This window comes from Streptomyces sp. SID14478, assembly GCF_010548525.1.
Classification (GTDB): domain Bacteria; phylum Actinomycetota; class Actinomycetes; order Streptomycetales; family Streptomycetaceae; genus Streptomyces.
The window spans coordinates 1-5,588 of the sequence record NZ_JAAGMG010000682.1 but is presented as its reverse complement, the minus strand read 5'-3'; the positions used below and the strand labels follow the sequence as shown (position 1 = coordinate 5,588).

At 72.6% G+C, this 5,588-nt stretch carries 5 protein-coding genes and 1 pseudogene; 3 read left to right on the top strand and 3 right to left on the bottom strand.

Features of this window, described 5'->3' with window-relative positions; genetic code table 11:
• Positions 1-312 (bottom strand): PucR family transcriptional regulator ligand-binding domain-containing protein (locus tag G3I40_RS22680; RefSeq protein ID WP_203644623.1); only part of this gene is annotated, 312 nt, incomplete at its 3' end.
• 160 nt (positions 313-472) lie between these two features.
• Between G3I40_RS22680 and G3I40_RS22675 the strand changes: the two genes are divergently transcribed.
• From G3I40_RS22675 to G3I40_RS22665, 3 genes are all read left to right on the top strand, one after another.
• Complete coding sequence (locus G3I40_RS22675; protein WP_164303976.1) at positions 473-1,297, top strand: nitrilase-related carbon-nitrogen hydrolase; 825 nt, start codon at positions 473-475, stop codon at positions 1,295-1,297.
• An 80-nt stretch (positions 1,298-1,377) separates the two neighbouring features.
• Positions 1,378-2,352, top strand: coding sequence for an agmatinase (gene speB / locus G3I40_RS22670; RefSeq protein WP_164303975.1), 975 nt, complete (start codon positions 1,378-1,380; stop codon positions 2,350-2,352).
• A 32-nt stretch (positions 2,353-2,384) separates the two neighbouring features.
• Positions 2,385-4,052: a thiamine pyrophosphate-binding protein gene (locus tag G3I40_RS22665; RefSeq protein WP_164303974.1), complete on the top strand. Its 1,668-nt coding sequence runs from the start codon at positions 2,385-2,387 to the stop codon at positions 4,050-4,052.
• Positions 4,053-4,071: 19 nt separating this feature from the next.
• Here the strand turns inward: G3I40_RS22665 and G3I40_RS22660 are convergent, their stop codons facing one another.
• Positions 4,072-4,878 (bottom strand): endonuclease, encoded by an 807-nt coding sequence (locus G3I40_RS22660; RefSeq protein ID WP_164303973.1) that lies wholly within the window; start codon positions 4,876-4,878, stop codon positions 4,072-4,074.
• Between the two features lie 152 nt (positions 4,879-5,030).
• Positions 5,031-5,588: pseudogene (locus G3I40_RS22655) on the bottom strand (hypothetical protein); the annotation flags it as partial.

The following is a 5,588-nucleotide window of genomic DNA, read 5'->3' as shown; positions in this document are numbered from 1 at the left end:
CCCGGCCTGCGCGGCCGCCGTGACCAGCGGCTCGGGCGCCTCCTGGTGCGGCAGGTCGGGGCCGAGGCCGAGCGCGAGGGCGTGCGCACCGCCCGCGGCGACGTCCTCGACGTAACGGCGACAGGCCGCCACGTCCATCGGCAGCAGCAGCCCGATCGTCATGAGCAGCTCGCCGCCCTGCAGCCACGGGCCGGGGCGCAGCAGTTCCGAGGCGTGCGCGGCGAGCACCGGCCGGTCCAGGTGCTCGGGGCACGCGGCGACGGACAGATGCAGTGCGGGGCGGCCGACCAGGTCGGACAGGAGCAGCGCCATGCGTACCAGTGTCACCGACCGGCGGTGTACGTGATGTCCATGCTTGCGGGCAGGGTTCGCCCTCAGGGCGATCGAAGCGGGCACGCGCCTCGGATTACGTTCATCCTGCTGATACGTACCGAGCACGTACCGAACCCGGGGGAATCGAGGAGATGGCCGGATGACGACGACCGTGGCCTGTGCACAGCTCGCCCTCGCGGTCGGGGACGTGGCCGGCAACCTCGCCGCCGCCGAGGAGGCCATCGCGGCCGCCGCGGCCGCCGGGGCCCGTGTCGTCGTCCTGCCCGAGCTCGCCAACAGCGGCTATGTGTTCGAGGACGCCGCCGAGGCCCGCGCCCTCGCCGAACCCGTCGACGGGCCGACCGTCACCGCCTGGTCCGCCGCGGCCCGACGGCACGGCGTCACGCTCGTCGCGGGCTTCGCCGAGCTGGACTCCCGGGCACGGGTGCGGAACTCCGCCGTGCTCATCGACCCCGCCGGCACCGTCCGCGCCGTCTACCGCAAGGCACACCTGTTCGGCACCGAGCGGGACTGCTTCGTCCCCGGCGACGAGGCACCGCCCGTCGTCGACGTCGAGGGCGTCGGCCGGATCGGCGTCATGGTCTGCTACGACGTCGAGTTCCCCGAGTGGGTGCGGCGGGTGGCGCTGGCCGGCGCCGAGCTGCTGTGCGCCCCCGTCAACTGGCCGCTGTTCCCTCGCCCGGACGGCGAGCGCCCCGGCGAGGTCGTCCGCGTCCAGGCCGACGCCGCCGTGAACCGGATGTACGTCGCCGCCTGCGACCGGGCCGGCGCCGAGCGCGGCGTCCACTGGACCGGCGGCTCCGTGATCGTCGACCCGGACGGCTTCCCCCTCGCCGGGCACACCCCGACCGAGGGCCCCGCCCTGCTCCTCGCCGCCTGCGATCTCGCGCGGGCCCGCGACAAGCGGCTCGGCGACCACAACGATGTGTTCGGGGACCGCAGACCCGGGCTGTACGGCCCCTGACGGACCCCGCGCACCCCCGCCCTCCCTTTACCTGTACGGCCTCCCTCCACCTGTACGCCTGTTCACGCGAAAGGCACGCCATGACCAGCGAGCACCCCGCCCCCCGCGGCCCGATCGACTCCTCGCGCGTCCCGCGCTACGCGGGCCCCGCGACGTTCGCCCGCCTGCCGCGCCTGGACGAGGTCACCGCCGCGGACGTCGCGGTCGTCGGCGTGCCCTTCGACACGGGTGTCTCGTACCGTCCCGGCGCCCGCTTCGGCGGCAACGCCATCCGCGAGGCCTCCCGTCTGCTGCGCCCCTACAACCCGGCGCAGGACGCGTCCCCCTTCGCGCTCGCCCAGGTCGCGGACGCCGGTGACATCGCCGCGAACCCGTTCAACATCAACGAGGCCGTCGAGACGATCGAGGCCGCCGCCGACGACCTGCTCGGCTCCGGCGCCCGCATGATGACCCTCGGCGGCGACCACACCATCGCGCTGCCGCTGCTGCGCTCCGTCGCCAAGAAGCACGGCCCGGTCGCGCTGCTCCACTTCGACGCGCACCTGGACACCTGGGACACCTACTTCGGCGCCGAGTACACGCACGGCACCCCGTTCCGGCGGGCCGTCGAGGAGGGCATCCTCGACACGTCGGCGCTCTCGCACGTGGGCACCCGCGGGCCCCTCTACGGCAAGCAGGACCTCACCGACGACGAGAAGATGGGCTTCGGCATCGTCACCTCGGCGGACATCTACCGCCGCGGGGCCGACGAGGTCGCCGACCAGCTGCGCCAGCGCATCGGCGACCGCCCGCTGTACATCTCCATCGACATCGACTGCCTCGACCCGGCCCACGCCCCGGGCACCGGCACCCCGGAGGCCGGCGGCATGACCTCCCGCGAGCTGCTCGAGATCCTCCGCGGCCTGGCCTCCTGCAACCTGGTCTCGGCCGACGTGGTCGAGGTGGCGCCCGCGTACGATCACGCGGAGATCACCGCCGTCGCCGCCTCGCACACCGCGTACGAGCTGACGACGATCATGTCCCGGCAGATCGCGGAGTCCCGTACGGTTTCCTGATCCCTGGGAACGCACCACGAAAGGGCCGCCCGATGCCCCACGACCACGACCTCGTCCTGAGCCCCACGCCCCGCCAGATCGAGGCGGCGCTGAACCCGCCGCCGGGGCGCACGGGCGGTGACCTGGTCGTGGAGACGCTCGCGGGTCTCGGCGCGTCCACCGTCTTCGGCCTGCCGGGCCAGCACGCGCTCGGCCTCTTCGATGCGGTACGCCGCTGCGACCTGCTGCGCTACGTCGGTCTGCGCACCGAGCAGAACGCCGGGTTCGCCGCGGACGCGTACGGGCGGGTGAGCGGCGAGGTCGCCCCGCTGTTCGTGTCGACGGGGCCCGGCGCCCTGATGACGCTGCCCGCGCTGCAGGAGGCGGCGGCGGCCTCGGCGCCGGTGCTGATGGTGGCGAGCCAGGTGCCGGTGGCGGGACTCGGCGGCGGCCGGCACGGCTACCTGCACGAACTGCGGGACCAGCAGGCCGCGTTCAGGGACGTCGTGAAGTCCGTGCACACCGTGCGGACGCAGTCGCAGATCCCGTCGGCGATCGCGGCCGCCTGGGAGTCGGCGTTGAGCGTGCCGCACGGCCCGGTGTACGTCGAGATCCCGCAGGACGTCCTGCTCGCCCCGACGGCGCTGCCGGTGGTGACGGCGGCGGACGCCACCCCGCACGAACTGGTCCCGCGGCCCGAACTCACCGCCGTGGCGGCCGACTTGCTGGAGAAGGCCGAACGCCCGGTGATCGTCGCGGGTGGCGGCGTCGTGCGCGCCGACGCGGCCGGCAAGCTGCGCGCCCTGGCGGAGAAGCTGAACGTGCCGGTGGTGTGCACGTACGGCGGCAAGGGCGCGTTCCCCTGGCAGCACCCGCTCTCCCTCCAGTCGTGGATGGAGGACCGGCACCTGACCGCGTTCCTGGAGGACGCGGACGTGCTGCTCGTGGTCGGCTCGGGACTCGGTGAGCTGTCCTCGAACTACCACACCTTCGCGCCGCGCGGCCGCATCGTCCAAGTCGACGCCGATGCCGGCACGTTGGAGGCCAACCACCCGGCGCTCGGCATCCACGCCGACGCCCGCCTGGCGCTCCAGGCACTCCTGGAGACGGTGCGGGACCGCGCCGACGAGAAGGCGCCGGACCGGGTGGCCGAGGTCCTGGCCGCCGTACGCGCACGCCTCGACGGTCAGGAACTGGCCCTGGAGCAGCAGGTGTTGGCGGCGGTGCGGGACGCGCTGCCGGCCAAGGCGCCCTCCTTCTGGGACATGACCATCCTGGCCTACTGGGCGTGGGCGGCCTGGCCCGGGGCGCTGCACTCGGCGCAGGGCGCGGGCGGCCTCGGCTACGCCTATCCGGCCGCGCTGGGCGCCGCCGTCGCCGACCCGACCACCCCCGTCCTCGCGGTCTCCGGCGACGGCGGCGCCCTGTACTCGATCGCCGAACTCGCCACGGCCCAGCAGGAGTCGCTCGACGTGACCTGGCTGATCGTCGACGACGGCGGCTACGGCATCCTGCGCGAGTACATGACCGACGCCTACGGAGAGCCGGCCGGCACCGAACTGACCCGGCCGGACTTCGTGGCCCTGGCCGGGTCGTTCGGGGTGAGCGCGGTGCGTACGTCGCCGGAGGCGCTGAGCGAGGACCTGGCGGCGGCGCTCGCCGCACCCGGGCCGAGCGTGGTCGTCCTGCCGGCCCGGCTGCGGATGTTCGCGTCCAGCTAATGCGGGCCCGGCGGGAGGGTCACCAGATCGACTCGACCCACTCCGGGTGGTCGATGAAGGGGTTCCGGTTGTGCTGGTAGGTGTCGTAGATGACCTCGTTGCGGTTCTCCTCGAAGGCGTCCGGCGGGTCCTCGTCGCTCCACGCCTTCAGCACCGAGAGCTTGCCGATGTGGGGTGAACTGCCATTGTTCACCGCCTCGTTGGGCTCCAGGTCGGCGAAGGAGTCGTCGCCCTCGTAGCGCACGGCCATGTAGAGGATCATGCGGGCCACGTCGCCCTTGACGGCGTCGCGCGGCTCGAAGGAGTCGGAGTCGGTGAGGCTGCCGCCGCCGTTCGCCACCGCGCTGCCGCCGTTGTCGAAGTCCTTGTTGCCGCGGACCGCGTTGACCGTCACGTCCTCGGGGCGCAGGTGGTGCAGGTCCGTGCCGGGGCCGGTGGCGGTGCCGAAGTCGCCGTGGGACTTGGCCCAGACGTGCTCGCGGTTCCAGTCGCCCGAGTCGCCGCCGTTGAGCGACTTGGCGCGGGAGGTGCCGCTGTAGAGCAGGATCACGTTGTTGCTGTTGGCCGGGTCCTGGTCGGTGACCTTGAGCGCGTTCCAGACGCCGTCGTACGAGACCTTCGTCTGGTCGCTGATGATCGTGTGCAGCGCGCTCTTGAGCGCCGTGCCGGTCTTGCCCAACGCGTCCTGGTAGTACGTGTCGTCGTACGCGGTGGTGGTCGCGGTGGGGGTCGCGGCGGCCGGGCCCGCGATGGCCGCGGGGAGGGCGAAGGCGGCCAGTACGGCCGCGGTGGTGAGGGCGACGGTGCGTATGTGGATTCCGGGCATGTGGGGTGTCCGTCCGTTCTACGCGGGTTGACTGGTGGAACGGAGCGTGACATGGACACGTATAGATTGGGTGAATGCGAGGCGTCGGTCCTGTGACGACACCGGCCCCTGACTATGTGTCAGGGGCCGGTGGCAGTGGGGGAGTTGACTGATCAGTTCACGTCGGACGGGTCCAGGCGGTAGACGGACGGGGAACTGTCCGAGCTCGGGGAGTCGGAAGAGCTCCGCGACTCGGAAGAGCTCCGGGAGTCGGACGTGCTCTTGCTGTACGCGCTCTCCTTCACCGCCGTGCCGTGCTGCTTCACCCAGGCGGTCACCGCGGAGCCGACGTCGTTGCCGCCGCCCATACCGCCGCCCATGCCGCCCTCGCCGACCTGGATGTAGCGCAGCTGACCGCTCTTGACCAGCTTCTTGAGTTTGGCGACGGTCATGCCCTTGTCGGAGCCGGTGAAGCCGTACATGGAGATGACGGGCTTCTTGGTGCTGAGGATGACCGAGGCGGCGGACTGCGAATTGGACACCGCGAGCAGCCACTTGGCGCCGTCCTGGTGCTTCTCCAGATAGGCGATCAGGTCGCTGTCGACGCTGCCGCCCATGCCGCCGCCGCGCATGCCGCCCCCGCCGGCACGTCCGCCGGAACCCCCGGACGCCTCGCCCCCGCCGGGCGTCTCCCCGCCACCGGGGAAGCCGCCACCGGGGAAGCCGCCGCC